Consider the following 26,449-nt stretch of genomic DNA (forward strand, 5'->3'; position numbering starts at 1 on the left):
TAGGGGACATCTGTAGTGCCTGATCCGGCGCGAGCCGGTGGGTACATACAGGCAGAACAACACATTACTTTTGAAAGGAAGGCGATGCCCCATGTCATCATCATCGGTTGTGGATTCGGCGGCCTGGCTGCCGCGCGCGAGCTGGCCAGTGCCGACCTGCGCATCACCATGATCGATCGCAGCAACCACCACCTGTTCCAGCCGCTGCTGTACCAGGTGGCAACGGCCGGGTTGTCGGCGCCGGCCATCAGTGCGCCGATCCGCGCCATCCTGGCGCACCAGAGCAACCTGACCACCTTGATGGCGGCAGTCACCGGCATCGATACCGCCGGCAAGAGCGTCACGCTGGAAGACGGCAGCGTGCTGTCCTATGACCATCTGATCGTCGCGGCGGGCTCCACCCACAGCTATTTCGGTCACGACGAGTGGAGCGCGCTGGCGCCGGGTCTGAAGACGCTGGAAGATGCCTTCGAGATCCGCAAGCGCATCCTGATGGCCTTCGAGCGGGCCGAGCGCGAAACCGATGCGCGGCGCCGCCAGGAGTGGCTGACCTTTACCGTCATCGGCGGTGGTGCCACCGGCGTGGAAATGGCCGGGACGCTGGTGGAAATCGCCCGGCATACCTTGTCTGGCGAATTCCGCAACATCGATCCGCATTCGGCGCGGGTGGTGCTGGTGGAAGGCTCGGAGCGGGTGCTGGCGGCCTATCCGCCGGACCTGTCGGAAAAGGCGCGCGAGCAGTTGCAAAAGCTGGGTGTGGATGTGCGTACCGGTTGTCGCGTGGTGCATATCGACGAGACCTGCGTGCGCTATGCCAATTTCGACGGCGAGCAGAGCCTGGCCACGCGCACCGTGATCTGGTCGGCGGGGGTCGCGGCCTCGCCGCTGGGCAAGCAGCTCGGGGTCGAGGTGGACCGTGCCGGTCGCGTTCCGGTGTCGCCGGAGCTCAATATCGCCGGGCATGAGGATGTGTATGTGATCGGTGACCTGGCGGCCGCGCAGTCCGATGGCAAGTCGGTACCGGGCGTATCGCCGGCGGCCAAGCAGATGGGGCGGGTGGCGGCGCGCAATATCAGGCATCGCATCGCGGGACAGAAGCCCGAGACCTTCGTCTATCAGGACTACGGTTCGCTGGCCACCATCGGTCGCAAGGCCGCCATCGCCATGGTCGGCAAGCTGAAGTTCTCGGGCTACCCGGCCTGGTTGTTCTGGCTGTTCGTGCACGTGTACTTCCTGATCGGCTTCCGCAACCGCATCATGGTGATGGCCGACTGGGCCTGGGCCTACTTCACCTTCAAGCGCAGTGCGCGGGTGATCTCGGCGACCCTGCCCACGCAGGCCGAAGCGCCCTCATTGCGCAAGGAAGTGGCCGAGTAGTTTTCGCCGCCTCGCAGAAACAACGCCCGCGTTTCCATGGCTGGAAGCGCGGGCGTTGTGCTGTGTGGAGACAGGGTGTCGGCCTCAGTCTTCCAGCGCCAGCATGGCGAAGCTGGCCAGCCAGTGGCCGCCGCTGTAGTGGCTGCCGACCACCTGATCGATGGAGGCACCGATGTGACGCTGTACGGAGGTCTCCATGGCAGCGCGTGCCGCGTGGGTGGCGGGCAGGTGTCGCAGCACGGTCTTCATGCACCAGGCGCGGGACAGGTTCAGGCCATCCAGGTGGGCGATCTTGGGATCGGTTGGGTCCGAGACATGCGCCGGCTGCATGATCTGCGAGACCTCGGCCACGCGCGGCAGGTAGCGGTCGAACCAGGCGGGGAAGTCGGCGCTGGAAAGAACCTTGCTCATCAGGAGCGCTTCGGTCAGCGCGCCGGAAATGTACTCGTCTCCACCCGGTTCATAGTGAGCGGGATAGTCGGTGTCCTTGCTGAAATACCGCAGGGCACTGTCTACGATGACCGTTTCCAGTTCGCTGTCCTGCACGTGGCGCGCATAGTCCAGCGAAAGCGCCAGTGCGAAGGCGGTGTTGTAGTGGGTACCCACGCGGATGGGATAGCTGAGCTTGGAGAGATAGTCCAGCAGGCGGCTGCGGATTTCCATGGTCAGCGGTGCCATGGCGCTGCGCCAGGCAGCGGCGCGGGGCAGGGCCGACTGTGCCAGTTCCTGGTCCAGCGCCAGGATCCAGCCGAAGCCATAGGGGCGTTCGAAGGGGCCGCGACCGCCGACGCGGAAGTAATCGGTCTCGCGTTCCATCAGTTCCCGCGTGAAGTGCTCATCGAAGATGTCTTCGATGTCGCTGCGTGCCGGCAGGGCCGGGAAACGTTGCACGCAGCGCAGCAGCAGCCAGAAGCCATGGACCGCCGAGTGCCAGTCGTAGCAGCCGTAGAACACCGGATGCATGGCGCGCGGCGAGAGCACGTCTGCTGCGCCATGGAGCACATGCATGATGTGGTTGGGATATTCCTGGCGCAGATAGGCCAGTGGCATGCGGGCAAAGTCTTCTGCCCGTTCGATGGTGAGTTGCATGGGGGATTCCTTGGACTTCATGAGGCAGGGATGGAACGAAGTGGCCGCGCTTGGACGGCCACTTCAGGCTCGCCGATACGATCAGCGGAAAGCCAGGAAATACATCAGGAACACGTTGACCGTCAGCAGCGTCAGGGCGGTCGGAATCTGTACCTTGATGACCTGGTACTTGTTCTTCAGTTCCAGCAGTGCAGCCGGCACGATGTTGTAGTTGGCGGCCATGGGAGTCATCAAGGTCCCGCAGTAGCCGGAGTACATGCCGATGGCCACCAGCGGTGCCGGGTCGGCATGATGGCCGACGATCAGGAAGGGCAGGGCGATGCCCGCGCTCATCACCGGGAAGGCGGCAAAGGCGTTCCCCATCACCATGGTGAACAGTGCCATGCCCACGCAATAGATCACCACCACCAGGAAACGGTTGTCCGGATTGACGAACAGGCTCACCACCTGCTGTACCGAGGTGCCGGTCTTGGCGGCCACGAAGACGCCTCCCAGCATGGCCAGCATCAGCGGCAGGATGGCGGCCCAGCCGATCGAGTCCACCAGCCGGCGCGACTGGCGCACTGCCTGCAGCGGCGTGCCACGGGTCAGCACGCAACCGGCGATGAGGGCGCAGATACAGGCTACGCAGAGTGCGGCCAGGGTCAGTTGCTTCTGGTCCAGCAGCATCACGCCGCCAACCGATACGCCCTTGAGCAGCACGGTACAGGCCACCGTGATCACCGGGATCAGCACGGCGGGGAAGAATAGCCAGTTGCCCAGACGCTTGGCCGAGCTCACGCGTTCTTCGTAGCTCGAAGTGGCGTAGCTGCCCATGGAAAGCATGCCGGTGCCGGCGATGAGCGAGATGATGATGACGGTAGCGCCGATGATGCGGTGACCCATGGACTTGCCCAGGTTCTCCACCAGCAGGTCGCCGAACAGGAAGACGGCGCCGAACAGGAACCAGAACAGTGCCGTGCTCAGGCGCTTGGGGTTGCCCTTGTCGCGCAGGGTCATCACCACCAGCATCATGACGATGATGCCGATGAGGTAGTAGATGCGGTTGATGGAAATGAGCGTGTTCATGCGGCCACCTTGGAAGAGTCGTTTTGGCCGGCTTTCCAGGCATCCACGTCGCGGCTGATGGAGGCGTCCAGGCGGGTCAGGCGGAACATGTGGATCACCAGCGCCGAGAGGGCGGTGGGGATGGCCCACAGGCCGATGTGCAGCGGTTCGATGTTGGTGATGCCGTTTTCCTTGAGGAAGGCATCCATCAGCAGGACGGCGCCGAAGGCGATGAAGATGTCTTCGCCGAAGAACACGGCGATGTTGTCGCAGGCGGCGGCGTGTGCCTTGATCTTGTCGCGGATGGGTTGCGGCAGGTCTTCGCCATAGGCGTTGACGGCGGCTCCCTCGGCCATCGGCGCCAGCAGCGGACGCACGGTCTGCGCCTGGCCGCCGAGATAGATCAGACCCAGCGCGGCAGTTCCTTCACGCAGCAGGAAATAGAGCATCAGGATGCGCGCGGAAGTGGCGCTGGCAATGCCTGAAATCCAGGCTTGTGCACGTTCCTTCAGACCGTAGTGTTCGAGCAGCCCGATAATGGGCAGGATCAGCAGGAAGGTCGCCAGGGAACGGCTGTTGACGAACTTCTCGCCGAAGGTTTCCAGCAGCATGCCGAAATCCATGCCGACCGAGAGTCCGGTCGTCAGCCCCGCGACCGTAACCACCAGCAGCGGGTTGAAACGTAGTGCAAATCCGGCCACGACGATCGGTATCCCGATCAGTGGCAATAGTGTCGTGCTCTCCATGAAGACTCCTGGTTGTGAATGAGTTGAACCAGTCGCTGCAAGGGCCATGCCAGCCTAACCGTGGCCTCCCTGCTGATGCGTCCTGGTGGACGCAGGCATGGAGTAGTCGCGATCTCATGGTCTCCCAGCTTCGACATTTCTAATTGTTATGGGTACTGCAATTTGTCCGGAGGACCGGGCAATTCGTGAGGCGCGCTAGCGCCGACGAGCTGTTCAGGCCGCGGCACGCACGGTGATGCGTTCTTCATGCAGGCGGGCGCGGATCTGCCGCGCAAAATCCAGCGCATGCGGGCCGTCTCCGTGCAGGCAGACGGTCTGGGCGTTCACGCTGACGATGCTGCCGTCGACGGCCTTGACCTGCTTTTGCTGGACCAGCATCAGGGTCTGGGCGATGGCATCCTGATCGTTCTCGATCATGGCACCTGGCTTGCTGCGCGCCACCAGACTGCCGTCGGCCTCATAGGCGCGATCGGCGAAGACTTCTTCCACCGCATCGAGGTCGGCATGACGGGCGGCGGCAATCAGTTCGCTGCCGGCCAGGCCAACCAGGCTCAGTTCGGGATTGAAGGTGCGGATGGCGGCGCAGATGGCGTTGGCCAGCACGGCATCCTTGGCGGCCTGGTTGTAGAGCGCACCATGCGGCTTGACGTGGCGCAGGCGGCCGCCTTCGGCGCGCACGATGGCGTCCAGTGCACCGAGTTGGTAGAGCATGCCGCTGACGATTTCCTCGGGCGGCAGGTGCATGGTGCTGCGGCCGAAGTTTTCGCGATCGGGGAAGCTGGGGTGGGCGCCGATGGCGACGTGGTTCTGGATTGCCCAGCGCACGCAGCGGCGCATGGTGGCGGCGTCGCCGGCATGCCAGCCGCAGGCGATGTTGGCCGAGCTGACCAGGGTCAGCAGCTCTTCATCGGTGTCGCAGCCTTCGCCGAGATCGGCATTCAGGTCGATGTGCATGGCGTAATCCTCATTTCTTGTAGAGCGTGGCGCGCGACCAGTCCAGCGCCGCCACGGTATCGCGGATGGTATCGAGATAGCGCTGCTGTTGCTCGGCCGCGAGCAGGGCTTGCTCCAGGGTGCAGGGCTCAAGCCGCAGGGTGGCATTGAGCGGGGCCTGCGCCAGCTTCCACAGGTCGGCGCCGATGACCACGCCGATCTTGGGATAGCCCCCGGTGGTCTGGGCATCACCCATCAGGATGATGGGCTGGCCCGAAGGGGGGACCTGGATCACGCCCGGCACCACGCCATGGGAGAGCATGTCGCGGGCGTGTTTGCGCTTGAGCTCTTCGCCTTCCAGCCGGTAGCCCATGCGGTTGCTGCTGGGGGTGATGCGCCAGGGCGCGGACCAGAAGGCTTCGCGTGCGGCCTTGGTGAATTCCTCGATCTCGGGGCCGGGCAAGACGCGCAGCGTGATATGCCCGCCGCGCTGATGCGCTGGCAGGTCGTTGTGGCTCCAGTCGGGGGCGCGGACACCGAAGGCTGGGCCGCTGACTGCGCGCAGGGCGGCCTGGTCGTCGCCGACGGCAAGTTTGTCGCCACGCTTGAGGGCGCGTCCCTGATGCCCACCGAAGCCGGCTTTCAGGTCGGTGCTGCGTGAATCCAGGACCATGGGCACATCGATGCCGCCGGCCACCGCCAGGTAGCTGCGCATGCTGTGGCGCGCCGGGTGCTGCGGCAGGTCGGACGCCACCGGGGCCAGGCGCAGCACGCTGCCGGCGCTGACCGGCAGGCTCCAGCAGGCCGATATCGGTTTGCCGTCGAGCGTGGCACCGATATCGTCACCGCCCAGTGCAATGCGGGTGGCGCGACCGAAGCGCAGTTCGCAGAGGCCCATGGTGATCTCGATGCCGGCGGCGCCGGGCGCATTGCCGACCAGCAGGTTGGCGCTGGCCAGCGCCAGTGCGTTGAGGGCGCCACCGGGATGGATGCCCTGGCTGCGATGGCCGGGCCGTCCGAGGTCTTGTACCGAGGCCAGCATGCCGGGTTGGAGGATCTCGATCATGCGTCGATCCTTTCCACGGTGAAGCGCACATGGTCGCCCGGACGCAGCAGCGTCGGCGGTTCCTGGGCCGGGTCGAACAGGTGCAGGGCGGTCTGGCCGATCACCTGCCAGCCGCCGGGCGAGGGCATCGGGTAGATGCCGGTCTGCTCGCCGCCGATGCCCACCGAACCGGCAGGAATGGTCATGCGCGGGGTGGTGTGGCGTGGCGTGGCCAGTTCCGGGGCCAGGCCACCCATGTAGGCAAAGCCCGGCATGAAGCCGAGGAAATAGACCACGTAGTCACCGGCGCTATGGCGGCGGATCACTTCCTCCCTGGACAGGCCGGTGTGGCGCGCCACGTTCTCCAGGTCGGGGCCAGCATCGCCGCCGTAGACCACCGGGATCTCGACCACGCGGCCCTGGTAGCGGCTGGCATGCTGACCGGGCCAGGCTTGCGTGATGCGTTCGCGCAAGGTGTCCAGATCACGCACCGGGCGGTGCAGGAACAGGGTCAGGTTGTTCATGCCGGGGACCACTTCGCTGACTTCGTCCCATTGGGCGGCCAATTGGGCCAGGTTCCAGATGCGTTGCTGCTGGGGCAGGCTCGCAGGCGCGGGCAGGCTGCAGAGCAGCGCGCTGTCGCCTAGCGGATGAATCTTCGGGGGCTGCATGTTCTTGTTGTTGCTCGGTATGGATGAAGCGATCGGCCCGTGATGGCGTCGGCGCGTGAATCGGCGGCAGTTCTTGTCGGCTTGTAAATTTAAGGCGACTACCTGGATGCCGATATTACCTTCCGCGCAAAATACAGACAATGTGTCGATAAATTATTTATTTTGCTTTGCGATATAGTGTTGCCATTTTGTCGTGACTGAACTTGCCCTGATGAACCAGCCCAACCCACCTTCCAACGCACCCCAGATCGTCTCTTCCCAGCATCTGGTTTCCGAGCGCAGTGCCGAGATGTCCGAGCTGGAATACGGACTGATCATGGCGGGCAACGCCTTCAACCGCTGGATGGTGCGCTGCATGTCGGCCGCCGGCGCCAAGGACATGACGGCCATCGAAGTCTCCCTGCTACACCACGTGAACCACCGCGAGCGCAAGAAGAAGCTGGCCGACATCTGCTTTGTATTGAACGTCGAAGATACTCACGTGGTCACCTATGCATTGAAGAAGCTGGTGAAGGCCGGTCTGGTGCAGAGCGAGAAGGCCGGCAAGGAACTGCTGTTTTCCACCACGCCCGAGGGGCAGGCGCTGTGCATGCGTTACCGTGAGGTGCGCGAGCGCTGCCTCATCGAGACTCAGGCCGAAAGCGGCGTCTCCAATCACGACATCGGCCAGGCGGCCCAGCTGTTGCGCAATGCCTCCGGGCTCTATGACACGGCTGCGCGCGCCGCAGCGTCGCTCTGAACCTACTATCGATCAAGGACAGGACCCATGCGAGCAATCGAAATCAAGGAATTTGGCGGCCCCGAGGTATTGCAACCCTGCGAGCGCCCGGTGCCGGAGTTGAAGCCCGGTGAAGTGTTGATCAAGGTGCATGCCGCTGGCGTGAACCGTCCGGACGTGTTCCAGCGTACCGGCAACTATCCGGTGCCGCCGGGCGCCTCCGACCTGCCTGGCCTGGAAGTGGCCGGCGAGATCGTGGCCGGTGAGCTGGGTGACAGCGGCTTCAAGCTGGGCGACCTGGTCTGCGCGCTGGTGCAGGGTGGCGGCTATGCCGAATACTGTGCGGCCCCGCTGGCGCAGTGTCTGCCGGTACCTAAGGGCCTGAGCGCCCTGGAGGCGGCCGCGCTGCCGGAAAACTACTTCACGGTCTGGAGCAATGTCTTCGACCGGGGTCAACTGTCGGGCGAGGAAACCCTGCTGGTGCAGGGCGGTTCGTCCGGGATCGGCGTCACGGCCATCCAGATCGCCCGCGCCCTGGGGCATCGGGTGTTCGCCACCGCTGGCAGTGCCGAAAAGTGCCGGGCCTGCGAAGAGCTCGGTGCGGAGCGCGCCATCAACTACAAGACCGAGGATTTCGAGACCGTGGTCAAGGAATTGACCGGTGGCCGTGGGGTGGATGTCATCCTGGACATGGTCGGTGGGGATTACCTGCCACGTGAAATCAAGGCGCTGGCCGATGACGGTCGGCTGGTCTTCATCGCCCAGCTGGGCGGTGCCAAGGGGCAGCTCGACATGGGGCAGGTGATGCGTCGTCGCCTGACCATCACCGGCTCGACCTTGCGCCCGCGCCCGGTGACGTTCAAGGCGGCCATTGCCGCCAATCTGCGTCAGCACGTCTGGCCGCTGATCGAAGCCGGCAAGATCAAGCCGGTGATCCACCAGCGCTTCCCGCTGGAGCAGGCGGCCCAGGCGCACGCGATGATGGAATCGAGTGCCCACATCGGCAAGATCATGCTGGAACTGTAGGCGCGCAGGTGAAGCTCGGGCGGTCCGGTTTGACCGCCTTTACAGCAACCGGCTACAATACGAGGTTATCCAAATTGACACCCATCTCGTAGAACACAGCCTATGCGTCGCAAACTTGTAGCCGGTAACTGGAAAATGAACGGCAGCCTGGCTGCCAATGCGGCCCTGGTGGCCGGCATCAAGGAAGGCCTGCCGGCCGCTGCCTGCGACGTCGCGGTATGTGTTCCGGCACCTTATCTGGCACAGGTGCAGGGCGCCGTCGCCGGTTCGGCCGTGGCGCTGGGTGCGCAGGACATGTCGGCCCACGCCTCCGGTGCCTACACCGGTGAGGTGTCGGCATCGATGCTGCTGGAATTCGGCGTGCAATACGTCATCCTCGGCCACTCCGAGCGTCGCGCCTACCATGGCGAATCCGACGCAGCGGTGGCGGCCAAGACAGTGGCAGCGCTGAGTGCCGGCCTGGTGCCGGTGGTCTGCGTGGGTGAGACGCTGGAGCAGCGTGAGGCCGGCCAGACCAATGAAATCGTGGGTGGTCAGCTCGATGTGGTGCTGACGGCCTTGAGCGTTGAGGATGCGGCGCGCATCGTGGTGGCTTACGAGCCTGTCTGGGCCATCGGCACCGGCAAGACGGCGACGCCGGAAATGGCGCAGGAAGTACATGCCATGTTGCGTGCGCGCCTGGGTGCCAAGAGTGCCGAGGCAGCCGCCAAGGTGCGCATCCTGTACGGCGGCAGCATGAAGCCGGACAACGCGCAGCAATTGCTGGCCATGGCCGATATCGATGGTGGTCTCATCGGCGGCGCGGCACTGAAGGCAACGGATTTTCTGGTCATCGTCAACGCGGCGGCCTGAAGGGTAGAGTAAGGGGTTTGTCAGTTGCGGAAGGGATACTTCGGCAGCGGGCAATTGAAACATCAAGAGTGGACTTGTTTAAATGAATACTTTGTTTTTGGTTGTGGTTGTAGTTCAGGTGCTGGCGGCGCTGGCGATCATCGGTCTGGTGCTGTTGCAGCACGGTAAAGGTGCCGACATGGGGGCAGCCTTTGGCTCCGGCGCGTCCGGCAGCCTGTTTGGTGCTACCGGGTCGTCGAACTTCCTGTCCAAGTCGACCGCCGTGGCAGCCGGCATCTTCTTCGTCGCGACCCTGGGTCTGACGTTCATCGGCAATCATCACGTGGCGCAAAGCGGCGGCGTGATGGATAATCTGCAGGCGCCGGCCGCTCCTGCCCAACAAGCTGCGCCGGCCGCTCCTGCTGCCCCGGCTGATGCTGCCAAGCCGGCTGACCAGTCGAATCAGATTCCGAAATAAGCCTTTGCGCATTCTGGAATAATCCCGGAATAAACATAGAAGAATCTTTCTTTTTAGCTGATTGTGCATTGAACAAGAGTAACAAATGAAGGTACAATAGCAGTCTCAGGCCGACGTGGTGAAATTGGTAGACACGCTATCTTGAGGGGGTAGTGGCGAAAGCTGTACGAGTTCGAGTCTCGTCGTCGGCACCATAGAAATGAAATGAAAAGCCAGCGAAGGTCCTAGTGCCTGAGCTGGCTTTTTGTCGAGGAAGTTTCTGATTGATATTGAGAATCATTCCCATCGATAAACCAACGCATAGCGGCCAATCGTGAACCTCGAAAATTACTTCCCAGTCCTCCTGTTTATTCTTGTCGGCATCGGTGTCGGTGTCGCTCCCCAGCTCCTCGGTCGTCTTCTCGGTCCGCATAAGCCGGACGCTCAAAAAACTTCTCCTTACGAATGCGGTTTCGAAGCATTCGAAGATGCGCGCATGAAGTTCGATGTGCGCTACTACCTGATCGCCATCCTGTTCATCCTGTTTGATCTGGAAACCGCCTTCTTCTTCCCTTGGGGCGTGTCCATGCGTGAGCTGGGCTGGCAAGGTTTCGTCACGATGATGGTCTTCATCGCTGAATTTGTTGTCGGATTTTGGTACATCTGGAAAAAGGGTGCCCTGGATTGGGAGTAAGCCATGTCTATTGAAGGCGTATTGAATGAGGGGTTTGTTACCACCTCGCTGGATAAGGTAATCAACTGGACCCGTACCGGATCCCTGTGGCCCATGACCTTCGGTCTGGCCTGCTGCGCGGTTGAAATGATGCACGTCGGTGCTTCGCGTTACGATCTGGACCGCTTCGGTGCGGTGTTCCGTCCGTCGCCGCGCCAGTCCGACCTGATGATCGTGGCCGGCACCCTCTGCAACAAGATGGCGCCGGCACTGCGCAAGGTCTACGACCAGATGCCGGAGCCGCGCTGGGTCATTTCCATGGGCTCCTGTGCCAATGGCGGTGGTTACTATCACTACTCCTACTCGGTGGTGCGCGGTTGCGATCGCATCGTGCCGGTGGACGTGTACGTTCCGGGTTGCCCGCCGACGGCTGAGGCGCTGCTGTATGGCGTGATCCAGTTGCAGAACAAGATCAAGCGCACCAACACCATCGCGCGCTAAGAGGGCAGTATGACGACAAAATTGGAAACTCTCGAAGCCGCCCTGCGTAATGCGCTTGGAGGGTATCTTCAGAATCTGACCGTGGCCCTCGGTGAAGTCACCGTGGTGGTCAAGGCGGCCGACTATCTGTCGGCCATGCGCGTTCTGCGTGACCATGCCGACACCCGCTTCGAGCAGCTGCTCGATCTGTGCGGCGTGGACTATTCGACCTATGGCGACGGCGCCTGGGAAGGACCGCGCTTTGCCGTGGTGTCGCACCTGATGTCGATTGCGCACAACTGGCGTGTGCGTGTGCGCGTGTTCGCACCGGATGACGACCTGCCCATCGTGGCATCGGTCGATCCGATCTGGAATTCGGCTGGCTGGTACGAACGCGAAGCCTTCGACTTCTACGGCATCCTGTTCGACGGCCACCCCGACCTGCGCCGCATCCTGACCGACTATGGTTTCATCGGCCACCCGTTCCGCAAGGACTTCCCGGTGTCGGGCTATGTCGAAATGCGCTACGACGCCGAACAGAAACGCGTCATCTATCAACCCGTGACGATCGAGCCGCGCGAGATTACTCCGCGCATCATTCGTGAAGAAAACTACGGGATCAAATAATGGCAGAGATCAAAAACTATACGCTGAACTTCGGTCCCCAGCACCCGGCCGCGCACGGTGTGCTGCGTCTGGTGCTGGAGCTGGACGGTGAAGTCATCCAGCGCGCCGACCCCCATATCGGTCTGCTGCATCGTGGCACTGAAAAGCTGGCCGAGCAGAAGACCTTCCTGCAGTCCGTGCCTTACATGGACCGCCTGGACTACGTCTCGATGATGAGCAACGAGCACGGTTATGTGCTGGCCATCGAGCGTCTGCTGGGTCTGGAAGTGCCGCTGCGCGCGCAGTACATCCGCGTGATGTTCGACGAGATCACCCGCCTGCTGAACCACCTGATGTGGATCGGCGCGCACGCGCTGGACGTGGGTGCAATGGGCGTGCTGCTGTATGCCTTCCGCGAACGCGAAGACCTCTTTGACTGCTACGAAGCCGTTTCCGGCGCCCGCATGCACGCGGCCTACTACCGTCCGGGTGGCGTCTATCGCGACCTGCCGGACAGCATGCCGCAGTACAAGGCTTCGATCGTGCGCAACGAGAAGGCCATCCGCGAACTGAACGAAAACCGTCAGGGTTCGCTGCTGGACTTCATCGAAGACTTCACCAACCGTTTCCCGACCTATGTCGATGAATACGAGACCCTGCTGACCGATAACCGTATCTGGAAGCAGCGTCTGGTGGGCGTGGGTGTGGTCTCGCCGGAACGTGCGCTGCAGATGGGTTTCTCCGGTCCGATGCTGCGTGGCTCGGGCATCGCCTGGGACCTGCGCAAGAAGCAGCCGTACGAAGTGTACGACCTGATGGATTTCGATATCCCCGTGGGCAAGAACGGCGACTGCTACGACCGTTACCTGGTGCGCGTGGCTGAAATGCGCCAGTCGAATCGCATCATCAAGCAGTGCGTGGAATGGTTGCGCAACAACCCGGGTCCGGTCATCACCGACAACCACAAGATCGCTCCTCCCAAGCGTGCGGACATGAAGTCCAACATGGAAGACCTGATCCACCACTTCAAGCTGTTTACCGAAGGTTTCCGCGTGCCTGCCGGCGAAGCGTATGCCGCCGTCGAGCATCCGAAGGGCGAGTTCGGTGTCTACCTGGTCTCGGACGGTGCCAACAAGCCGTACCGCCTGAAGATTCGCGCTCCGGGCTTTGCCCACCTGCAGGCCCTGAACGAAATGGCCAAGGGTCACATGATTGCCGACGCGGTCACCATCATCGGTACCCAGGACATCGTGTTCGGGGAAATCGACCGGTAAGTCGAACGAGAGTAAGAGTCAAGGCGGGCTTCGATGAGAAGCCCGTCAGGTTTGGGGAATATCCAATAACCGCGCAGTAATGATGCGCATGGATGGCCAACGATATGCTGTTAAGTCAAGAAGCCCTTAAGAAGATCGATCGCGAACTCGCGAAATACCCGGCGGATCAACGCCAGTCTGCGGTCATGTCCGCACTGCGTATCGCCCAGGTGGAACATGGCTGGTTGCCGGCCGAGTTGCAGCAGGAAATCGCCGACTACATCGGCATGCCCGCCGTGGCTGTGCAGGAAGTTGCGACCTTCTACAACATGTTCAACACCAGCCCGGTGGGCAAGCACAAGATCACCGTGTGCACCAACCTGCCGTGTCTGCTGTCGGGTGGCGAACGCGCCGCCCATCACCTGAAGCACAAGCTGGGCATCGATTATCGTGAAACCACGGCCGACGGCCAGTTCACGCTGATGGAAGGCGAATGCATGGGGGCCTGCGGTGACGCACCGGTCATGCTGGTCAACAACCATCAGATGTGCAGCTGGATGTCCAACGAAAAGATCGACGCGCTGCTGGAGGAACTGAAGAAATGACCTGCCTGCACGACCGCCACATCAAACCGCTGATCCTCGCCGACCTGAATGGCGAGAACTGGCACCTCGAGGATTACGTCAAGCGCGGCGGCTATGAGTCGCTCAAGCGCATCCTCAACGACAAGATCACGCCCGAACAAGTCATCGCCGATCTCAAGGCCTCCGGCCTGCGTGGTCGCGGTGGCGCAGGTTTCCCGACCGGCCTGAAGTGGAGCTTCATGCCCCGCCAGTTCCCGGGTCAGAAGTACCTCGTCTGCAATACAGATGAAGGCGAACCGGGTACCTTCAAGGACCGTGACATCATTCGTTACAATCCGCACGCGCTGATCGAAGGCATGATCATCGGCGGTTACGCGATGGGTATCACCGTCGGCTACAACTACATCCACGGCGAGATCTTCGCCGAGTACGAGCGTTTCGAGGCTGCTCTGGAAGAGGCGCGCGCCGCCGGCTTCCTGGGCGACAACATCCTCGGTACCGGCTTCAGCTTCCAGCTGCATGCGCACCATGGTTACGGTGCCTACATCTGCGGCGAAGAAACGGCGCTGCTGGAATCGCTGGAAGGCAAGAAGGGGCAGCCGCGCTTCAAGCCGCCGTTCCCGGCCAGCTTCGGCCTGTACGGCAAGCCGACCACCATCAACAACACCGAGACCTTTGCGGCCGTGCCGTTCATCTTCCAGGTGGGCCCGCAGGCCTACGCCGAGATGGGCAAGCCCAACAACGGTGGTACCAAGATCTTCTCGATCTCGGGCGACGTCGAGCGTCCGGGCAACTACGAGATCCCGCTGGGCACACCGTTCTCCACGCTGCTGGAACTGGCAGGTGGCATGCGCGGCGGCAAGAAGATCAAGGCAGTCATTCCTGGCGGCTCGTCCGCTCCGGTGATCCGTGGCGATGTCATGATGGACACCACCATGGACTACGACGCCATCGCCAAGGCCGGCTCGATGCTGGGTTCGGGCGCGGTGATCGTGATGGACGAGACCCGTTGCATGGTCAAGTCGCTGCTGCGTCTGTCCTACTTCTACTACGAAGAATCCTGCGGCCAGTGCACGCCGTGCCGCGAAGGCACCGGCTGGATGTACCGCATGGTGGAGCGTATCGAGAACGGTCACGGCAAGATGGAAGATCTGGACGTGCTCAACTCGGTGGCCGACAACATCCAGGGGCGCACCATCTGTGCGCTGGGTGATGCAGCGGCCATGCCGGTACGCGCGTTCGTGAAGAATTTCCGCGAAGAGTTCGAGTACCACATCGAGCACAAACACTGCCTGGTTCCGGCATACATCTGAACAGGGCAGGGGATGCCGGGCGGAATGCGATGAGCCTTCCGCCGGTATCGTTGGCAAAGAATATTTAGCTTGGGCAAACAGCCATGGTTGAAATCGAAATAGACGGCAAGAAGGTTGAAGTGCAGGAAGGCAGCATGGTCATGGACGCTGCCAACAAGATCGGCACGTACATCCCTCACTTCTGCTATCACAAGAAACTGTCCATCGCGGCTAACTGCCGCATGTGCCTGGTCGAGGTCGAAAAGGCCCCGAAGCCGCTGCCTGCCTGCGCCACGCCCGTGAACAACGGCATGATCGTGCGCACCGCCAGCGACAAGGCCGTCAAAGCCCAGAAGGGCGTGATGGAATTCCTCCTGATCAACCACCCGCTGGATTGCCCCATCTGCGACCAGGGTGGTGAGTGCCAGCTGCAGGATCTGGCCGTCGGTTACGGCGGTTCTTCCTCGCGCTACCAGGAAGAAAAGCGTGTCGTGGAGCCCAAGGACGTCGGTCCGCTGATCTCCATGAAGGAAATGAACCGCTGCATCCATTGCACCCGCTGCGTGCGCTTCGGCCAGGAAGTGGCCGGCGTGATGGAGTTGGGCATGCTGGGTCGCGGTGAACACTCCGAGATCACCACCTTCGTCGGCAAGACCGTGGACTCCGAGCTGTCGGGCAACATGATCGACCTGTGCCCGGTCGGTGCCCTGACCTCCAAGCCGTTCCGCTACAGCGCCCGCACCTGGGAGCTGTCGCGTCGCAAGTCGGTGAGCCCGCACGACAGCGTCGGCGCCAACCTGATCGTCCAGGTCAAGGGCGGCAAGGTCATGCGCGTGCTGCCCTTCGAGAACGAAGAGGTCAACGAGTGCTGGATCTCCGACAAGGACCGTTTCTCCTATGAGTCCCTGGACAGCGCCGAGCGCCTGACCAAGCCCATGCTGAAGCAAGACGGCAAGTGGCAGGAAGTGGATTGGCAGACCGCGCTGGAATACGTTGCCCACGGCTTGCGCAACATCCGTCATGAACATGGTGCCGATGCCATCGCCGCACTGGGTACCCCGTACTCCACGCTGGAAGAACTGAACTTGCTGCAGAAGGTGGTGCGCGGTGTTGGTTCGGACAACATCGACTTCCGCCTGCGTCAGTCCGACTTCGCTCTGGATGGCCAGATCAAGCCGTGGCTGGGCATGTCCATCGTCGAGTTCTCGCAGCTGAACCGCGTCTTCGTGATCGGGTCCTTCCTGCGCAAGGATCACCCGCTGCTGTCGGCCCGCCTGCGCCAGTCCGTCAAGAGCGGTGCCAAGCTCAGCGTGCTGCACGCGACCGACGACGACCTGCTGATGCCGGTGGCCAACAAGATCATCGCCGCTCCTTCGGCATGGCTGTCCGCCCTGGCCGAAGTGGCCGTGGCCGTGGCCGAAGCCAAGGGCGTGGCCGCTCCCGCTGCCTATGCCGGCGTGACCGCCTCCGATGCTGCCAAGGCCACCGCCGCCAGCCTGCTGTCGGGCGAAGGCCGCGCCGTGTTCCTGGGCAATGCCGCCGTCCAGCATCCGCAAGCTGCCCAACTGCATGCTGCGGCCCAATGGATCGCTGAACAGACCGGTGCCAAGCTGGGTGTGCTGACCGAAGGCGGCAACGCCGTCGGTGGCTACCTGGCCAACGCCGTCCCGACCCCGGGCAAGGGCGCCAACGCTGCCGCCGTGTTCGCACAGCCGCGCAAGGCCTACCTGCTGCTGAACGCCGAGCCGGAACTGGACAGCCATGACCCGCAAGCCGCGCGTGCTGCCCTGAACCAGGCCGAGATGGTCGTGGTCATGTCGGCCTTCAAGCATGGTGCCGACTACGCCGACGTCCTGCTGCCGATCGCTCCGTTCACCGAAACCTCCGGCACCTTCGTCAACGCCGAAGGCCGTGCACAAAGCTTCAACGGTACCGTCAAGCCGGCCGGCGATGCGCGTCCGGGCTGGAAGGTCCTGCGTGTGCTGGGTAACCTGCTGGAACTGGAAAACTTCGACTACGAGACTTCCGAATCCATCCGCGATGAGCTGCTGGGCAAGGAAACCGACCTGTCGGCCCGCCTGAACAACACCGCCTCCGTGCAGCTGCAGGCAGTTGCTGCGGCCACTGGTACCGTGGAACGCGTGGCCGATGTGCCCATCTACTTCGCCGATGCCGTTGCCCGTCGTTCCGCACCGCTGCTGGAAACCCGCGATGGCCAGGCGCCCAAGGCATGGCTGTCGGCTGCACTGGCGACCAAGCTGGGCGTGGCCGAAGGCGACCAAGTCAAGGTCAAGCAAGGCTCCGGCAGCGCTGCGCTGACTGCAGCCATCGATAAGAAACTGCCGGAAAACGTGGTCCGCGTCGCTGCTGCGCACGCCTCCACCGCTGCACTGGGCGGCATGTTTGGCGCAATCGTCGTGGAGAAAGCGTAAAAATGGATCACCTGATCGCCCAAATCAACAACGTAGGCCCGGCCTACCTGGGTCCGACCCTGTTCACCCTGGTGTGGACGCTGGTCAAGATCCTGGTGGTGATGGTGCCGCTGCTGGTGTGCGTGGCCTACATGACCTACTGGGAGCGCAAGCTGATCGGCTGGATGCACGTGCGTCTGGGCCCGAACCGCGTCGGCCCTGCCGGTCTGCTGCAGCCTATCGCTGACGCCGTCAAGCTGATCTTCAAGGAAATCTCGACCCCGTCCAAGGCCAACAAGGCGCTGTTCTACCTGGCTCCGGTGATGACCATCATGCCCGCGCTGGCCGCCTGGGCTGTGGTGCCGTTCTCGCCCGAGCACGTGCTGGCCAACGTCAACGCCGGCCTGCTGTACCTGATGGCCATCACCTCGATGGAAGTCTACGGCATCATCATCGCCGGCTGGGCCTCCAACTCGAAGTACGCCTTCCTGGGTGCCATGCGCGCTTCGGCACAGATGGTGTCCTACGAAATCTCCATGGGCTTCTGCCTGGTGGTGGTGCTGATGGTCTCGGGCAGCCTGAACATGACTGACATCGTCATGGGCCAGACTACCGGTCATTTCGCCAGCATGGGTCTGAACTTCCTGTCCTGGAACTGGCTGCCGCTGCTGCCGATCTTCGTGATCTACTTCGTCTCCGGCGTGGCCGAGACCAACCGTCACCCGTTCGACGTGGTGGAAGGTGAATCCGAAATCGTGGCCGGTCACATGATTGAATACTCGGGCATGTCCTTCGCCATGTTCTTCCTGGCGGAATACGCCGCGATGATCCTGATCTCGATCCTGACCGCACTGCTGTTCTTCGGCGGCTGGTCGGCTCCGGTATCGGCGCTGGACTTCATCCCGGGATGGATCTGGCTGGGCTTGAAGACCTTCTTCTTCCTGTCGCTGTATGTGTGGATTCGCGCATCGTTCCCGCGCTACCGCTATGACCAGATCATGCGTCTGGGCTGGAAAGTGTTCATTCCGCTGACCCTGGTGTGGCTGGTGGTCGTGGCGATCTGGATTCAGTCGCCGTGGAATATCTGGAAATAAGTTGGAAGGCTGAGGCTAAAAATGGAAGCTATTAAGGATTTTTTCGGCAGCCTGATGCTCCGCGAGCTGTTCAAGGGCCTTGCCCTGACCGGTCGCTACCTGTTCAAGCGCAAGATCACGGTGCAATTCCCTGAGGAAAAGACACCGATGTCGCCGCGTTTCCGTGGTCTGCACGCACTGCGTCGCTATCCCAACGGTGAAGAGCGCTGCATCGCCTGCAAGCTGTGCGAAGCGGTCTGCCCGGCGATGGCCATCACCATCGAATCAGAGCAGCGTGCCGACGGTACCCGTCGCACCAGCCGCTACGATATCGACCTGACCAAGTGCATCTTCTGCGGTTTCTGCGAAGAATCCTGCCCGGTCGACTCGATCGTTGAAACGCACATCCTGGAATACCACGGTGAAAAGCGGGGCGACCTGTACTACACCAAGGAAATGCTGCTGGCAGTGGGCGACCGTTACGAAAACGAAATCGCCGCCGCCCGTGCCGCTGACGCCGCCTACCGTTGATCGGTACTGCCGGGCCACCTGAAGGCGGCCGGGCAGGGTGGTGGAAGGCTGGCAGGAATCTGTTGGATGTATTGCGATGGGATGGCCGCAACTGCGGTCCCCGTGCTGATTGAATGAACCAACTTCTGGTTGATTATGGAATTTAAAACTGTCTTGTTCTACGTGTTCGCGGTGATCCTGGTGATTGCCGCCGTACGCGTCATCACGGCCCGCAACCCGGTGCATGCCGCGCTGTTCCTGGTGCTGTCCTTCTTCTCGGCAGCCGGTCTCTGGATGCTGCTCAAGGCCGAATTCCTGGCCATCGTGCTGGTGCTGGTCTACGTCGGCGCGGTGATGGTGCTATTCCTGTTCGTGGTGATGATGCTCGATATCAACCTGGACAAGCTGCGCGAAGGCTTCTGGGGTTACTTCCCGCTGGCTGCCACCATCGGCGTGATCATTGTGCTGGAGATGGCCGCGGTCCTGCTGCGCAGCTTCTGGGTGTCCGAATCGCAGGTGCCGGCCGCATCCGACACGCTGGGCCAGACCAAGCCGCTGGGCAAGCTGATCTTCACCGAATACGTGTACGCCTTCGAAATCGCCGCCGTGATCCTGCTGGTGGCCATCGTCGCCGCAGTTGCATTGACCCTGCGCAAGCGCAAGGACAGCAAGTACTTCGACCCGGCCCAGGCGGTCAAGGTCAAGGCATCGGACCGCGTGCGTCTGGTCAGCATGCCTGCCGAATCCACCCGCAACGCGTCGGCCACCGATGCCGCCGTCGTGGCCGACAAGCCGGCCGCCGGTCAACAATCTTAAGAAGGGCGAACAAGAATCATGGCAATCACGCTCTCCCACTACCTGATCATCGGCGCGATCCTGTTCGCGATCTCGATCGTCGGTATTTTCCTGAACCGCAAGAACATCATCGTGCTGCTGATGGCGATCGAGCTGATGCTGCTGGCGGTCAACATGAACTTCATTGCTTTCTCGCATTACCTCGGTGACGCGGGCGGACAGATCTTCGTGTTCTTCATCCTGACCGTGGCCGCGGCTGAGTCCGCGATCGGTCTGGCGATTCTGGTGGTGCTGTTCCGTAACCTGGATACCATCAACGTGGAAGACCTCGATAGCCTCAAGGGCTGAGTCGGCATCCGCAGCATCCTGTTTTTGCGTTCTGGTTTGGATTTCATTTAAAGATGGGAGGCCCCCTTGCAGCAGATGGTGCAAGCGGGGCAGCCAATAAGCGATAAGGTTCATCATGGCTGGGCAACTTAACCCACATCTTCTTCTTGCTGTACCCTTGGCGCCGCTGGCAGGCTCGGCTATCGCCGGTCTGCTGGGTACCAAATTCTTCGGCAACGTGGTTGGCCGCAAGGTGTCGCACACCGTGACCATCCTTGGCGTGCTGATCGCCGCCATCATCTCGATCCAGACCCTGCTCGCAGTGCTGGATGGCGCCACCTACAACGGTACGCTGTACAACTGGATGACGGTGGCAGGTCTCAAGCTGGAGATCGGCTTCATGGTCGACAGCCTGACCGCGATGATGATGTGCGTGGTGACCTTCGTGTCCCTGATGGTCCACATCTACACCATCGGCTACATGGCCGAGGATGAGGGCTACAACCGCTTCTTCTCCTACATCTCGCTGTTCACCTTCTCCATGCTCATGCTGGTCATGAGCAACAACTTCCTGCAACTGTTCTTCGGTTGGGAAGCGGTGGGTCTGGTGTCCTACCTGCTGATCGGTTTCTGGTACACCCGTCCGACCGCCATCAAGGCCAACATGAAGGCCTTCCTGGTCAACCGTGTCGGTGACTTCGGCTTCATCCTGGGTATCGGCCTGCTGCTGGCCTACGCCGGTTCGATGAACTACAACGAAGTCTTCGCCAAGCGCGCCGAACTGGCCACGCTGACCCTGCCGGGTACCGACTGGATGCTGCTGACCGTGGCCTGCATCTGCCTGTTCGTGGGTGCGATGGGTAAATCGGCGCAGTTCCCGCTGCACGTCTGGCTGCCGGACTCGATGGAAGGTCCGACCCCGATTTCCGCGCTGATCCACGCAGCGACCATGGTGACGGCCGGTATCTTCATGGTGACCCGCATGTCGCCGCTGTTCGAACTGTCCGATACCGCACTGTCCTTCATCCTCGTGATCGGTGCCATCACGGCGCTGTTCATGGGCTTCCTGGGCACCATGCAGAATGACATCAAGCGCGTCGTGGCCTACTCCACGCTGTCGCAGCTGGGTTACATGACTGTCGCACTGGGTGCGTCGGCCTACTCGGTGGCCGTGTTCCACCTGATGACCCACGCCTTCTTCAAGGCGCTGCTGTTCCTGGGTGCGGGCTCGGTCATCATCGGCATGCACCACGATCAGGACATGCGCAACATGGGCGGCCTGCGCAAGTACATGCCCATCACCTGGATCACCTCGCTGCTGGGTTCGCTGGCCCTGATCGGTACTCCGTTCTTCTCCGGCTTCTACTCCAAGGATTCGATCATCGAAGCCGCAGCCGAGTCGCACCTACCGGGTTCGGGCTTCGCCTATTTCGCCGTGCTGGCCAGCGTGTTCGTGACCGCCTTCTACTCGTTCCGCATGTACTTCATGGTCTTCCATGGCAAGGAACGTTTCGGCCAGGCCCATGCACATGACGAGCATCACGCACCGGCTGCCGCCCACGGCGTGCACGACGACCACGCGCATGATGCCCATGACGATCATGGCCACGATGAACATCACCATGGTCTGGCTCCTGGACAGAAGCCGCATGAGTCGCCGCTGGTGGTGACCCTGCCGCTGATCCTGCTGGCCATCCCCTCGGTCATCGTCGGTTTCTTCGCGATCTCGCCGATGCTGTATGGCGATTTCTTCAAGGGCGTGATCTTCTTCGGTGAAAACCACAAGGTCATGGAAGAGCTGGCCCACGAATACCACGGTCCGGTGGCCATGGTGCTGCATGCCTTCACCAGTGCGCCGCTGTGGCTGGCCATTGCAGGTGTGGTCGTGGCCTACTACTGCTACATGATCAATCCGCGCGTTCCGGCCTGGTTCAAGGAAAAGTTCAGCATCATCTACACCATCCTGGACAACAAGTACTACATGGACAAGTTCAACGAAGTCGTCTTCGCTGGCGGTGCCCGCCTGCTGGGTAGCGGCCTGTCCACCGTGGGCGACCGTGGCCTGATCGACGGCCTGTTCGTCAACGGCAGCGCCAAGGTTGTTGGCTGGTTCTCGAAATTCACGCGTCTCTGGCAGTCCGGTTACATCTATCACTATGCATTCGTGATGATCATCGGGGTGCTGAGTTTCCTGGTGTGGTTCATGCCGTTCCCGTTCGCCAAATAAGCTGTCCGAGTAAATAACAACCATGATGCAGTCAACATTTCCCATCTTGAGCCTTGCGATCTGGGTACCGATCGTCTTCGGCATCCTCGTCCTGGCACTGGGCCGCGACAGCAATCCGGCGCTCAGCCGCTGGCTGGCGCTGTTCGGTTCGCTGGTCGGCCTGGTCGTTACTTTCCCTCTGATCCAGCATTTCGATCCGCTGGCGCACGGTTACCAGTTCGTCGAAAAGACCCCCTGGATCGACCGCTTCAACATCAGCTACTTCCTCGGACTGGACGGCATCTCGCTGTGGTTCGTACCGCTGACCGCCTTCATCACGGTCATCGTGGTGCTGGCCGGCTGGGTGGTGATCCAGAAGCGTGTCGCCCAGTACATGGGTGCCTTCCTGATCCTCTCGGGCATCATGATCGGCGTCTTCTCCTCGCTGGATGCGATGCTGTTCTATGCCTTCTTCGAAGCGACCCTGATCCCGATGTTCATCATCGTGGGCGTCTGGGGCGGTGACAACCGTGTGTATGCAGCCTTCAAGCTGTTCCTGTACACGCTGCTGGGCTCGCTCTTGATGCTGATCGCGCTGATCTACCTGTACTACGTGTCCGGTGGCAGCTTCGAGATCCCCACCTGGCATCAGGTGCCGCTGTCGATGCTGGAGCAGAAGATCCTGTTCTTCGCCTTCCTGGCCGCCTTCGCCGTGAAGGTGCCGATGTGGCCGGTGCACACCTGGCTGCCGGATGCCCACGTGCAGGCGCCGACCGGCGGCTCCATCGTGCTGGCGGCGATCATGCTGAAGCTGGGCGCCTACGGTTTCCTGCGCTTTTCGCTGCCGATCCTGCCTGACGCCAGCCATGCGCTGTCCGGCTTCATGATCTTCCTGTCGCTGGTGGCCGTGATCTACATCGGTCTGGTGGCACTGGTGCAGCAGGACATGAAGAAACTGGTGGCCTATTCGTCGATCGCCCACATGGGCTTCGTCACCCTGGGCTTCTTCATGTTCAACGACATGGCAGTGCAGGGCGGCATCGTGCAGATGATCTCGCACGGTTTCGTCTCCGGCGCCATGTTCATGTGTATCGGCGTGCTGTACGACCAGATGCATACCCGCGAGATTTCGCAGTACGGTGGTGTGGTCAACAAGATGCCGCGCTTCGCCTTCTTCTTCATCCTGTTCTCGCTGGCCAACTGCGGCCTGCCGGCCACCTCCGGTTTCGTCGGCGAATTCATGGTGATTCTGGGTGCTGTGAAGTTCAACTTCTGGATCGGCCTGCTGGCGGCCACCGCCCTGATCCTGGGTGCGGCCTACTCGCTGTGGCTGGCCAAGCGCGTCATCTTCGGCGCCGTGACAAACCACCACGTGGCCGAGCTGGTCGATGTGAATGCCCGCGAGTTCTTCATCCTGGGTCTGCTGGCCATCGCTACCCTGGTCATGGGTATCTATCCCGGCATCATCACCGACAGCATCCAGACTTCGGTGACCGACCTGTTGAAGCACGTGGCGGTCTCCAAGATCAACTGATCTGCGCAACAAAGATGTGAAGGGCGGGGCGCTTGCGTCCCGCCAGCCAGAAAGCTGGGCAACAACGAGTAACGAGACGAGCCGGTGTGACATTGCCGGTCGGGCGGCGCGACCGGAAGTCGCGACACAAGCGGGCGAACACAAGCGGTAGTAACTAAATGAATAACATGAATCTGATCCCTGTCTATCCGGAAATATTTCTGCTGATCGCGACTTCCGCGATCCTGCTGATCGATATGTTCCTGCCGGAAAGCAAGCGCGTCATCACCTATCTTCTGTCCCTGGCGGCGCTGGTGGTGTGCGCGGTATTGACCTTTGTCGATCTCAACAGCGGCGCGACGGTCTACACGTTCAACAACATGTTCGTGTCCGATCCGCTGGCCAATCTGTTGAAGCTGTTCACCTACCTGGGTGTGGGTGTGACGCTGATCTACTCGCGCCAGTACAACACTGCGCGCGGCATCACCGGTGGCATGCTGGGCGGCGAATACTACGCCCTGGCGCTGTTTGCCCTGCTGGGCCAGATGGTCATGATTTCCGGCAACAGCTTCCTGTCCATCTACCTGGGCCTGGAACTGATGTCGCTGTCGCTGTACGCGCTGGTGGCCCTGCGTCGTGACCACGCCGCTTCCACCGAAGCCGGCATGAAGTATTTCATCCTGGGCGCGCTGGCTTCCGGCTTCCTGCTGTACGGCATGTCCATGCTGTATGGTGCGACCGGTGGCGCGCTGGAATTGAACGAAGTGTTCCGTGCCATCGTCTCCGGTACCGTTGACCGTACTCCGCTGGTGTTCGGCATCGTGTTCGTGGTGGCTGGCCTGGCCTTCAAGCTGGGTGCCGTTCCCTTCCACATGTGGGTGCCGGACGTCTACCAGGGTTCGCCGACTCCCGTGACCCTGCTGCTGGGTGCCGCTCCCAAGCTGGCCACTTTCGCCATCACCTTCCGTCTGCTGGTCGAAGGCATGCTGCCGCTGGCCGTGGACTGGCAACAGATGCTGATGGTGCTGGCCGTGCTGTCCATCATCCTGGGTAACGTCACCGCCATCGCGCAGACCAACATCAAGCGCATGCTGGCCTACTCGACCATTTCGCACATGGGCTTCATGCTGTTGGGCATGATGTCCGGCGTGGTCGATGGCAACCTGTTCTCGGCCGTGAACGCCTACAGCTCGTCGCTGTTCTATGCGGTGACCTATGTGATCACCACGCTCGGTTCCTTCGGCGTGATCATCCTGCTGTCGCGCTCCGGTTTCGAGGCCGATACCCTGGAAGACTTCAAGGGTCTGAACCAGCGCAGCCCCTGGTTTGCTGCCGTGATGATGATCATGATGTTCTCGCTGGCCGGTATTCCTCCGCTGGTGGGCTTCTATGCCAAGCTGTCCGTGCTGCAGGCCGCCATGGCCACCGGCCAGATCTGGCTGCCGGTGCTGGCCGTGATCTTCTCGCTGATCGGTGCCTTCTACTACATCCGTGTGGTCAAGGTCATGTACTTCGATGAGCCGACCGATACCGCCAAGATCGTCGCCACACCGGAAATGCGCGTGGTGCTGAGCTTGAACGGTATCGCTGCCCTGGCCATCGGCCTGTGGCCGGGTCACCTGATGGATGCCTGCACCAATGCCATCGTCAGCACGCTGGCGACTTTCCTCAGCAAGGTCGTTGCGTAAGGAAGCAGGGAAATGAACGTTTCCCTGTTCAGCTGGATCGTGATCCTGTTGGCCGCCTTCGCGGCCAATTTGCCTTTCTTCAACCAGCAATTGTTCGGCCTCATCCCGCTCAAGCGCGACGCCGCCTGGGTCAAGCCGGTCTGGGTGCGGCTGATCGAGCTGCTGGTGCTGTATTTCGGCGTGGGCGTCGTGGCACATTTCCTAGAAGCAGGTATTGGCAACGTCTTTTCGCAGGGCTGGGAATTCTATGCCATCACCGGCTGTCTGTTCCTGGTATTGGCCTATCCCGGTTACGTGATGCGCTACCTGCGCAAGCAGCACGCCTGAACCTGCCAGCAAGAGGCGCCGATCCTGGATCGGCGCCTTTTTTACATCGGAGCCGCCATCCTCGTCCGGCAGCCAATCCCCATTTCATTCCACCACTTTCACACCACGCTCACATCATGGACGCCCATCTCAAAGAGACGCAGAAAGACAGCCACCGGGTCTACGAAGGTCATTTCCTCAAGGTTCAGAAGGACACCATCGTGCTGCCCGATGGCAAGGAAAGCACGCGCGAATACATCAAGCATCCCGGCGCCGTGACGGTGCTGCCCTTGTTCGACGACGGCAGCGTGCTGATGGAGCGCCAGTTCCGTTATCCGCTGGATCGCGTCTTCATCGAGGTGCCGGCGGGGAAGATCGATCCGGGCGAAGATACGCTGGAGTGTGCCAAGCGCGAGCTCAAGGAAGAGACCGGCTATACGGCTACCGAGTGGCAGTACGTCTGCACCATTCACAATGCCATCGCCTATTCTGACGAACATCTGGTGCTCTACCTGGCACGTGGACTGAAGGAAGGGGAGCGCGAACTGGATGAGGGCGAGTTCCTGGATGTCTACAAGGCGCCGCTTGCCGATTTGCTGGAACAGGTGCGCAACGGCCAGATTACCGACGTCAAGACTGTCATCGGGCTGTTCTGGCTGGAGAAGATCGTCAATGGTAGCTGGACGCCGCCGCAACGCCCGGCTGGCGTCTGACGACGGCAACATGCAAAAAGCCGCATCCGAGGATGCGGCTTTTGTCCTGATGGGGCAGGGAGCTTACATGCCCGAGTAG

Annotated in this window: 27 protein-coding genes and 1 tRNA gene; 22 read left to right on the forward strand and 6 right to left on the reverse strand. The window is 61.5% G+C overall.

Annotated features, from left to right (window positions below; genetic code table 11):
• Positions 1-84 precede the first annotated feature (84 nt).
• Positions 85-1,377 (forward strand): NAD(P)/FAD-dependent oxidoreductase, encoded by a 1,293-nt coding sequence (locus HFRIS_RS18615; protein ID WP_006712920.1) that lies wholly within the window; start codon positions 85-87, stop codon positions 1,375-1,377.
• Positions 1,378-1,461: 84 nt separating this feature from the next.
• On the opposite strand, the gene HFRIS_RS18620 is transcribed toward HFRIS_RS18615, so the two are convergent.
• The 6 genes from HFRIS_RS18620 to pxpB all read right to left on the reverse strand — a co-directional run bounded on the left by HFRIS_RS18620 (position 1,462) and on the right by pxpB (position 6,908).
• Positions 1,462-2,466: a DUF2891 domain-containing protein gene (locus tag HFRIS_RS18620; RefSeq protein WP_006712922.1), complete on the reverse strand. Its 1,005-nt coding sequence runs from the start codon at positions 2,464-2,466 to the stop codon at positions 1,462-1,464.
• 81 nt (positions 2,467-2,547) lie between these two features.
• Positions 2,548-3,534 (reverse strand): DUF979 domain-containing protein, encoded by a 987-nt coding sequence (locus tag HFRIS_RS18625; RefSeq protein WP_006712924.1) that lies wholly within the window; start codon positions 3,532-3,534, stop codon positions 2,548-2,550.
• On the reverse strand, positions 3,531-4,259 hold the full coding sequence (locus HFRIS_RS18630) for a DUF969 domain-containing protein (protein ID WP_006712925.1): 729 nt from the start codon (positions 4,257-4,259) through the stop codon (positions 3,531-3,533). The genes HFRIS_RS18625 and HFRIS_RS18630 overlap by 4 nt, the downstream gene beginning before the upstream one ends.
• Before the next feature lie 213 nt (positions 4,260-4,472).
• The gene (gene pxpA / locus HFRIS_RS18635) at positions 4,473-5,213 is read right to left on the reverse strand and encodes a 5-oxoprolinase subunit PxpA (protein ID WP_006712927.1); all 741 of its coding nucleotides are present in this window, start codon (positions 5,211-5,213) and stop codon (positions 4,473-4,475) included.
• A 10-nt stretch (positions 5,214-5,223) separates the two neighbouring features.
• A complete protein-coding gene (locus HFRIS_RS18640; protein ID WP_006712929.1) occupies positions 5,224-6,258 on the reverse strand; it encodes a 5-oxoprolinase subunit C family protein in 1,035 nt (344 codons plus the stop codon).
• Positions 6,255-6,908, reverse strand: a complete 654-nt coding sequence (pxpB, locus tag HFRIS_RS18645) for a 5-oxoprolinase subunit PxpB (RefSeq protein WP_006712930.1) — start codon at positions 6,906-6,908, stop codon at positions 6,255-6,257. The genes HFRIS_RS18640 and pxpB overlap by 4 nt, the downstream gene beginning before the upstream one ends.
• 211 nt (positions 6,909-7,119) lie before the next feature.
• Between pxpB and HFRIS_RS18650 the strand changes: the two genes are divergently transcribed.
• The 21 genes from HFRIS_RS18650 to HFRIS_RS18750 all read left to right on the forward strand — a co-directional run bounded on the left by HFRIS_RS18650 (position 7,120) and on the right by HFRIS_RS18750 (position 26,370).
• Positions 7,120-7,647 carry a winged helix DNA-binding protein gene (locus HFRIS_RS18650; protein ID WP_006712932.1) on the forward strand — a complete coding sequence of 176 codons (528 nt, stop codon included), beginning with the start codon at positions 7,120-7,122 and terminating at the stop codon, positions 7,645-7,647.
• 27 nt (positions 7,648-7,674) lie between these two features.
• A complete protein-coding gene (locus tag HFRIS_RS18655; protein WP_006712934.1) occupies positions 7,675-8,652 on the forward strand; it encodes an NAD(P)H-quinone oxidoreductase in 978 nt (325 codons plus the stop codon).
• A gap of 102 nt (positions 8,653-8,754) precedes the next feature.
• Positions 8,755-9,504: a triose-phosphate isomerase gene (gene tpiA / locus HFRIS_RS18660; protein WP_006712936.1), complete on the forward strand. Its 750-nt coding sequence runs from the start codon at positions 8,755-8,757 to the stop codon at positions 9,502-9,504.
• 82 nt (positions 9,505-9,586) lie between these two features.
• Complete coding sequence (secG, locus tag HFRIS_RS18665) at positions 9,587-9,961, forward strand: preprotein translocase subunit SecG (RefSeq protein WP_077235632.1); 375 nt, start codon at positions 9,587-9,589, stop codon at positions 9,959-9,961.
• A 109-nt stretch (positions 9,962-10,070) separates the two neighbouring features.
• Positions 10,071-10,155 (forward strand) — tRNA-Leu (locus HFRIS_RS18670).
• 119 nt (positions 10,156-10,274) lie between these two features.
• On the forward strand, positions 10,275-10,634 hold the full coding sequence (locus HFRIS_RS18675; RefSeq protein ID WP_006712939.1) for an NADH-quinone oxidoreductase subunit A: 360 nt from the start codon (positions 10,275-10,277) through the stop codon (positions 10,632-10,634).
• A gap of 3 nt (positions 10,635-10,637) precedes the next feature.
• Positions 10,638-11,114: a NuoB/complex I 20 kDa subunit family protein gene (locus tag HFRIS_RS18680; RefSeq protein WP_006712940.1), complete on the forward strand. Its 477-nt coding sequence runs from the start codon at positions 10,638-10,640 to the stop codon at positions 11,112-11,114.
• Between the two features lie 9 nt (positions 11,115-11,123).
• On the forward strand, positions 11,124-11,720 hold the full coding sequence (locus HFRIS_RS18685) for an NADH-quinone oxidoreductase subunit C (RefSeq protein WP_039876418.1): 597 nt from the start codon (positions 11,124-11,126) through the stop codon (positions 11,718-11,720).
• On the forward strand, positions 11,720-12,973 hold the full coding sequence (locus HFRIS_RS18690; protein WP_006712942.1) for an NADH-quinone oxidoreductase subunit D: 1,254 nt from the start codon (positions 11,720-11,722) through the stop codon (positions 12,971-12,973). The genes HFRIS_RS18685 and HFRIS_RS18690 overlap by 1 nt, the downstream gene beginning before the upstream one ends.
• A 92-nt stretch (positions 12,974-13,065) precedes the next feature.
• The gene (gene nuoE, locus HFRIS_RS18695; RefSeq protein ID WP_006712943.1) at positions 13,066-13,557 is read left to right on the forward strand and encodes an NADH-quinone oxidoreductase subunit NuoE; all 492 of its coding nucleotides are present in this window, start codon (positions 13,066-13,068) and stop codon (positions 13,555-13,557) included.
• Positions 13,554-14,849, forward strand: coding sequence for an NADH-quinone oxidoreductase subunit NuoF (nuoF, locus tag HFRIS_RS18700; protein ID WP_006712944.1), 1,296 nt, complete (start codon positions 13,554-13,556; stop codon positions 14,847-14,849). The genes nuoE and nuoF overlap by 4 nt, the downstream gene beginning before the upstream one ends.
• A gap of 83 nt (positions 14,850-14,932) precedes the next feature.
• Entirely contained in the window at positions 14,933-17,260 is a 2,328-nt protein-coding gene (nuoG, locus tag HFRIS_RS18705; protein WP_006712945.1) for an NADH-quinone oxidoreductase subunit NuoG, read from the forward strand.
• 2 nt (positions 17,261-17,262) lie between these two features.
• Positions 17,263-18,333 (forward strand): NADH-quinone oxidoreductase subunit NuoH, encoded by a 1,071-nt coding sequence (gene nuoH / locus HFRIS_RS18710; protein ID WP_006712946.1) that lies wholly within the window; start codon positions 17,263-17,265, stop codon positions 18,331-18,333.
• Between the two features lie 21 nt (positions 18,334-18,354).
• Positions 18,355-18,843 carry an NADH-quinone oxidoreductase subunit NuoI gene (nuoI, locus tag HFRIS_RS18715; protein WP_006712947.1) on the forward strand — a complete coding sequence of 163 codons (489 nt, stop codon included), beginning with the start codon at positions 18,355-18,357 and terminating at the stop codon, positions 18,841-18,843.
• A gap of 135 nt (positions 18,844-18,978) precedes the next feature.
• A complete protein-coding gene (locus HFRIS_RS18720) occupies positions 18,979-19,638 on the forward strand; it encodes an NADH-quinone oxidoreductase subunit J (protein ID WP_039876421.1) in 660 nt (219 codons plus the stop codon).
• 18 nt (positions 19,639-19,656) lie between these two features.
• Positions 19,657-19,965, forward strand: coding sequence for an NADH-quinone oxidoreductase subunit NuoK (nuoK, locus tag HFRIS_RS18725; protein ID WP_006712949.1), 309 nt, complete (start codon positions 19,657-19,659; stop codon positions 19,963-19,965).
• A gap of 115 nt (positions 19,966-20,080) precedes the next feature.
• Positions 20,081-22,171 (forward strand): NADH-quinone oxidoreductase subunit L, encoded by a 2,091-nt coding sequence (nuoL, locus tag HFRIS_RS18730; protein WP_039876423.1) that lies wholly within the window; start codon positions 20,081-20,083, stop codon positions 22,169-22,171.
• 22 nt (positions 22,172-22,193) lie between these two features.
• Positions 22,194-23,684, forward strand: coding sequence for an NADH-quinone oxidoreductase subunit M (locus HFRIS_RS18735; RefSeq protein ID WP_006712951.1), 1,491 nt, complete (start codon positions 22,194-22,196; stop codon positions 23,682-23,684).
• 158 nt (positions 23,685-23,842) lie between these two features.
• Positions 23,843-25,351: an NADH-quinone oxidoreductase subunit NuoN gene (gene nuoN / locus HFRIS_RS18740; RefSeq protein WP_039876426.1), complete on the forward strand. Its 1,509-nt coding sequence runs from the start codon at positions 23,843-23,845 to the stop codon at positions 25,349-25,351.
• A gap of 12 nt (positions 25,352-25,363) precedes the next feature.
• Positions 25,364-25,678, forward strand: coding sequence for a DUF2818 family protein (locus tag HFRIS_RS18745; protein WP_006712953.1), 315 nt, complete (start codon positions 25,364-25,366; stop codon positions 25,676-25,678).
• A gap of 116 nt (positions 25,679-25,794) precedes the next feature.
• Positions 25,795-26,370: an NUDIX domain-containing protein gene (locus tag HFRIS_RS18750; RefSeq protein WP_006712954.1), complete on the forward strand. Its 576-nt coding sequence runs from the start codon at positions 25,795-25,797 to the stop codon at positions 26,368-26,370.
• Positions 26,371-26,449: the final 79 nt, after the last annotated feature.

It is taken from the genome of Herbaspirillum frisingense GSF30, assembly GCF_000300975.2.
In the GTDB taxonomy this organism is placed as follows: domain Bacteria; phylum Pseudomonadota; class Gammaproteobacteria; order Burkholderiales; family Burkholderiaceae_D; genus Herbaspirillum; species Herbaspirillum frisingense.

What these genes read in the sequence shown, in the direction of transcription:
- HFRIS_RS18615 (WP_006712920.1), top strand. Translation starts at nt 85, where the DNA reads ATGCCCCATGTCATCATCATCGGTTGTGGATTCGGCGGCCTGGCTGCC.
- nuoK (WP_006712949.1), top strand. Translation starts at nt 19,657, where the DNA reads ATGGCAATCACGCTCTCCCACTACCTGATCATCGGCGCGATCCTGTTC.
- nuoF (WP_006712944.1), top strand. Translation starts at nt 13,554, where the DNA reads ATGACCTGCCTGCACGACCGCCACATCAAACCGCTGATCCTCGCCGAC.
- HFRIS_RS18680 (WP_006712940.1), top strand. Translation starts at nt 10,638, where the DNA reads ATGTCTATTGAAGGCGTATTGAATGAGGGGTTTGTTACCACCTCGCTG.
- HFRIS_RS18690 (WP_006712942.1), top strand. Translation starts at nt 11,720, where the DNA reads ATGGCAGAGATCAAAAACTATACGCTGAACTTCGGTCCCCAGCACCCG.
- HFRIS_RS18735 (WP_006712951.1), top strand. Translation starts at nt 22,194, where the DNA reads ATGATGCAGTCAACATTTCCCATCTTGAGCCTTGCGATCTGGGTACCG.
- HFRIS_RS18630 (WP_006712925.1), bottom strand. Translation starts at nt 4,259, where the DNA reads ATGGAGAGCACGACACTATTGCCACTGATCGGGATACCGATCGTCGTG.
- tpiA (WP_006712936.1), top strand. Translation starts at nt 8,755, where the DNA reads ATGCGTCGCAAACTTGTAGCCGGTAACTGGAAAATGAACGGCAGCCTG.
- nuoG (WP_006712945.1), top strand. Translation starts at nt 14,933, where the DNA reads ATGGTTGAAATCGAAATAGACGGCAAGAAGGTTGAAGTGCAGGAAGGC.
- HFRIS_RS18745 (WP_006712953.1), top strand. Translation starts at nt 25,364, where the DNA reads ATGAACGTTTCCCTGTTCAGCTGGATCGTGATCCTGTTGGCCGCCTTC.
- HFRIS_RS18625 (WP_006712924.1), bottom strand. Translation starts at nt 3,534, where the DNA reads ATGAACACGCTCATTTCCATCAACCGCATCTACTACCTCATCGGCATC.
- HFRIS_RS18620 (WP_006712922.1), bottom strand. Translation starts at nt 2,466, where the DNA reads ATGCAACTCACCATCGAACGGGCAGAAGACTTTGCCCGCATGCCACTG.
- HFRIS_RS18655 (WP_006712934.1), top strand. Translation starts at nt 7,675, where the DNA reads ATGCGAGCAATCGAAATCAAGGAATTTGGCGGCCCCGAGGTATTGCAA.
- pxpB (WP_006712930.1), bottom strand. Translation starts at nt 6,908, where the DNA reads ATGCAGCCCCCGAAGATTCATCCGCTAGGCGACAGCGCGCTGCTCTGC.
- nuoH (WP_006712946.1), top strand. Translation starts at nt 17,263, where the DNA reads ATGGATCACCTGATCGCCCAAATCAACAACGTAGGCCCGGCCTACCTG.
- nuoN (WP_039876426.1), top strand. Translation starts at nt 23,843, where the DNA reads ATGAATAACATGAATCTGATCCCTGTCTATCCGGAAATATTTCTGCTG.
- nuoE (WP_006712943.1), top strand. Translation starts at nt 13,066, where the DNA reads ATGGCCAACGATATGCTGTTAAGTCAAGAAGCCCTTAAGAAGATCGAT.
- HFRIS_RS18650 (WP_006712932.1), top strand. Translation starts at nt 7,120, where the DNA reads ATGAACCAGCCCAACCCACCTTCCAACGCACCCCAGATCGTCTCTTCC.
- HFRIS_RS18720 (WP_039876421.1), top strand. Translation starts at nt 18,979, where the DNA reads ATGGAATTTAAAACTGTCTTGTTCTACGTGTTCGCGGTGATCCTGGTG.
- HFRIS_RS18640 (WP_006712929.1), bottom strand. Translation starts at nt 6,258, where the DNA reads ATGATCGAGATCCTCCAACCCGGCATGCTGGCCTCGGTACAAGACCTC.
- nuoL (WP_039876423.1), top strand. Translation starts at nt 20,081, where the DNA reads ATGGCTGGGCAACTTAACCCACATCTTCTTCTTGCTGTACCCTTGGCG.
- secG (WP_077235632.1), top strand. Translation starts at nt 9,587, where the DNA reads ATGAATACTTTGTTTTTGGTTGTGGTTGTAGTTCAGGTGCTGGCGGCG.
- nuoI (WP_006712947.1), top strand. Translation starts at nt 18,355, where the DNA reads ATGGAAGCTATTAAGGATTTTTTCGGCAGCCTGATGCTCCGCGAGCTG.
- HFRIS_RS18685 (WP_039876418.1), top strand. Translation starts at nt 11,124, where the DNA reads ATGACGACAAAATTGGAAACTCTCGAAGCCGCCCTGCGTAATGCGCTT.
- pxpA (WP_006712927.1), bottom strand. Translation starts at nt 5,213, where the DNA reads ATGCACATCGACCTGAATGCCGATCTCGGCGAAGGCTGCGACACCGAT.
- HFRIS_RS18750 (WP_006712954.1), top strand. Translation starts at nt 25,795, where the DNA reads ATGGACGCCCATCTCAAAGAGACGCAGAAAGACAGCCACCGGGTCTAC.